Source organism: Nevskia soli, from assembly GCF_903970205.1.
Taxonomy (GTDB): Bacteria; Acidobacteriota; Terriglobia; order Bryobacterales; family Bryobacteraceae; genus Bog-113.
Genome location: NZ_CAJCHS010000382.1, coordinates 1 through 3,399, shown reverse-complemented (window position 1 = coordinate 3,399; position 3,399 = coordinate 1). Strand labels below are relative to the sequence as shown.

Annotated in this window: 5 protein-coding genes and 1 pseudogene; 4 read left to right on the top strand and 2 right to left on the bottom strand. The window is 58.8% G+C overall.

Annotated features, from left to right (window positions below):
• A partial coding sequence (locus tag H1Y01_RS16680) for a right-handed parallel beta-helix repeat-containing protein (protein ID WP_180541638.1) occupies nucleotides 1-598 on the top strand: 598 nt, incomplete at its 5' end.
• A 293-nt stretch (nucleotides 599-891) separates the two neighbouring features.
• Here the strand turns inward: H1Y01_RS16680 and H1Y01_RS16675 are convergent.
• On the bottom strand, nucleotides 892-1,197 hold the full coding sequence (locus H1Y01_RS16675; protein WP_180541637.1) for a hypothetical protein: 306 nt from the start codon (nucleotides 1,195-1,197) through the stop codon (nucleotides 892-894).
• A gap of 137 nt (nucleotides 1,198-1,334) precedes the next feature.
• Between H1Y01_RS16675 and H1Y01_RS16670 the strand changes: the two genes are divergently transcribed.
• The 3 genes and pseudogenes from H1Y01_RS16670 (at nucleotide 1,335) to H1Y01_RS16660 (ending at nucleotide 2,196) form a co-directional block, all read left to right on the top strand.
• Nucleotides 1,335-1,514: a hypothetical protein gene (locus H1Y01_RS16670; protein ID WP_180541636.1), complete on the top strand. Its 180-nt coding sequence runs from the start codon at nucleotides 1,335-1,337 to the stop codon at nucleotides 1,512-1,514.
• Nucleotides 1,515-1,568: 54 nt separating this feature from the next.
• Nucleotides 1,569-1,903 (top strand): annotated as a pseudogene (locus H1Y01_RS20145) (type II toxin-antitoxin system RelE/ParE family toxin).
• The gene (locus H1Y01_RS16660; RefSeq protein WP_180541635.1) at nucleotides 1,900-2,196 is read left to right on the top strand and encodes a helix-turn-helix domain-containing protein; all 297 of its coding nucleotides are present in this window, start codon (nucleotides 1,900-1,902) and stop codon (nucleotides 2,194-2,196) included. Before H1Y01_RS20145 ends, H1Y01_RS16660 begins: the two are co-directional and overlap by 4 nt.
• A gap of 681 nt (nucleotides 2,197-2,877) precedes the next feature.
• Here the strand turns inward: H1Y01_RS16660 and H1Y01_RS16655 are convergent.
• A partial coding sequence (locus H1Y01_RS16655) for a hypothetical protein (protein ID WP_219341630.1) occupies nucleotides 2,878-3,399 on the bottom strand: 522 nt, incomplete at its 5' end.

Below are 3,399 nucleotides of genomic sequence, written 5' to 3'. Positions count from 1 at the left end.
GTTCAACGCGCAGCGAAAGAACGCCGCAAGCGGCGGGATCGCGATCGAAGAGGCGACCTCGGATTTTGAAATCCACGGCTGTCTTTTCGGAACCATTCGCGGTACCGCGATTACGCTGCGGTCCAGCCAGCGCGGCAAAATCTTCGAAAACGAATTCCGCGCCATTGCGCGCGATGCCATTCATGTGGAGCAGGCGACCGGTGTGTCGATCGACAACAATCACGCGGAGCAGATCGGGATTCCTCTGAACGAAGTGGACGCGCCGGGGGCGCTTTGCATGCGGCTGGAGCGGTTTGACGGCGGCCAGATTACGGGCAACACGTGTTCGGAAGCGCTGCTGGGCGCGATTTCGATTAGCGGCACGCAGGATAAAATCAGCGGCAATCATTTCACCGGGCTGAACGTGGGGCGGCGCGATTCGCCGGGAATTTTCCTTGCGCCGGGGTCGAAGGACATTACCGTCGAAGGCAACGAAGTGAGCGGGATCGGCATGAGCGTGCACTGCGTGGGCGCCGCGCCGGAGGTGGTCGCGAGCGCTAATAAAGTGCTTAAGAACGACTGCTCGGACGAGGCAAGCGTTGCGTTATTACGGCGTTAGGCGAATCGTTTAACTGAATCGGGGAGAGCATCGCGCGCGTTGTTCTTCGTCTGCTTCAGTCCGCAATAGCGCTTCCGCCCAACGTTCATGTCATGTGAGCGGGCGGATCGGCGCGCGGTGGGATCGGTGTGGGATCAGGCATGTAAGAAGATGGCGGATGCGACGCCGATCAGGATCGGGACGGCACGAAGACGATCCACAGATTCGCGACGATCCCGTCTCGCGTCGGCTGAAACTTTTTTACGCGGATCGAATGGACCGGCTTTTCGGCCGGCTCAGGCTCGTTTCGGCACTCAGGACGGGTGCTTCGGACGGATGATCCCGTCGACGGTATCGATGAGCGCGTCAAGCTTTGCCGTCGTTTCTTCCATGGCAAGGGCCATCTTCTGCATTGCGCCGTTCATGAGAATCTGAGCCGTCAGGAGGCGTTTGTCCTCCTCGGCGAACCGTTCGTGCGCCGCTTCGTTCGCGCGTTCGGCGCGGGTGACGATCTCATTGATCGCCGCTATGGCAGCGGCGTTCCGCTGCTCGATATCGATAATCATCGTGCCATAACTCTCGAGCATTTTTTCGATGCGGTCGAGCCGCGTTTCTTCCACGTCTGAATTGTCAAGCAATTCACGGCAGAAAGTCAACGACACTTGACCGTTCGAGGTGGCGTCGATAAAAACCTTCCCGGAACGCGGATGGATCTGGAATTATCAAGGCGGCTGCGGACGCGCTGAATATACAAAACGTGAACGTCAGGTTCTGCGTCGAATGGGCGTGGAATCGCAGAGATTACCAGATCGCGACGCCGGCTGCGCTCAACGACATTGCAGCCAAAGCCTCCGGACCTGCAACTATCGAACAACTCAGGCAAATGGATCGGCCGGCCGCCGGGCCTGAGAACCCCATTCGCCGCCTCGTAATCTGATTCTGGATCGTCGCCTCTACTGGCAATATTGCAAAAATGCAATAATGCGAACGGATGGAATGGAGTGTAGAGTTGCTCGACGATCGCGTTCGAGATGAGCTCGAAGCCCTGCCGCCCGACATGCAAGCCCGGTTTCGCCGGATTGTCGAACTGATCCGGGGATATGGTCTCGAACGAGTTAAGAACCCCAAGTAAAGCATCTGGAAGAGCCTCTGTGGGAAATGCGGATGAAGGGCAGGGACGGAATATCAAGAGCAGTTTACGTGACCGCCAAAGGTCGCCGCGGGGCCGTCGTCCGCGTGTTCGTCAAGAAGACGCAGAAGACGCCCCGGCGCGAAATTGAAATCGCGTTGCAAAGACCTAGGCCTAGGGAGGCATGGGATCGATGAAACGCACGACTGTTGACGATCTCCACAAGAAGTGGATGAAGAACCCTGAATACCGGCGCGAATATAACGCGTTGGAAGAGGAGTTCTCGCTTTCCGCCGCGTTGATTGAAGCCCGTTCCCGGGCAGGCCTCACGCAAGAGCAGGTAGCGCAACGGATGAATACCACACAGGCCGTCGTCGCGAGGTTGGAAGGCGGAGGAAGCATGCCGTCGACGCGCACGCTGGAGAAGTATGCCAAAGCGACCGGGACGAAGCCGAAGATCAGCTTCGAGCCCGAAGAGGCGCGGCATTAAAAGCCGCGCATAAGCGAAAACTGGTTTGGCCAAAGTTTTCCGGTGGAATGCGAGGGTGCCGGACTCAACGCCGGCGCCGATGAAACCAACCGGGCTTGCTCTCATCGCCTGCGCTTTACCGCCCGCTGATCGACAGGACGGGGGTCAACGGCGCGTTTGACTTCACGTTCTCGATGCCTGTGTGGAACAGTGTGGAGCAGGTCGGAAGGGTCACAAAACTTTATGATGGGCGCGCGTACAATCCTGCGAAGGCGGCGTGTTTCTTCGCGACGTATTCAACGGTGAGCGCACGGCAGGCCAAAGCATATGATTTAACCGCATTCCCCAGCGGAGGCAGGAGGATTGCGCCATTTGCACCTTGGCGATGGTCATGGGACCGCTCTTTGACTACGATCGCGTTCTGCTCGACAGTCGGAAGTATGAGCAAATCACAGCCGACGGAAGATACTCGGCGTGGTGGGAAACGTACCTGCGTGACGAAAAGTTTCGTTTTCGATGCTCGTGTGGAACAAGGCGGCCACCGGAGCCGAAGGGTCGCTGGCCGATCACATGGTGGACGAAGCGTTCCCGGAAGTAGAGCGCCAGCTCGGGCTTAGGGTACGGGTACAGACCGCGCCGATCGACGTGCTGACGATCGACGTGCTGACGATCGACCAAGTGGACAAATACGCCGACCGAAAATTAGCTGCCTGCGCGCGGCGTGCGTTGCGCAGTCGCTACCCGCGACACAGCGTTAACCAGCTTGCGCCACGGCATCTTTGCCCAGTCTTCAATCACCAGCATTTCGCCATCGCACCAGGACGAATAAAACCATCGCGAGAGGATTGCCAGTTGCTCCATCCGTTCCACCGGACTTGCGGGGCGTTCGGCTACGCCCGCAGCGGTTTCACGTAGACGCGCATCGAGCGAAACGGACTGGCCGTCCGCGATACGAAAATCCAGCCGGGTGAAGCCCTGCCAGTAACCGCCGCGCAGCCAGCCGAGTTCGACGCATTCCGGCTCTGCCGAGGGCGCAATCGCCACCGCATGTAACCGGCTCACGTCGCGCGCCATTTCATCGTTCACCGACAGAACTTCTTCAATGCGATGCAGCCGCTGGTGCATGAGGGCAGCGCCTTCAAAATCCATTTCCGCGCTCAGGCGCTCCCGCGCGGCGAGTGCTGGTTCCAGCAAAGATTTACCGGCGGTGTGGAGAAACTCAGC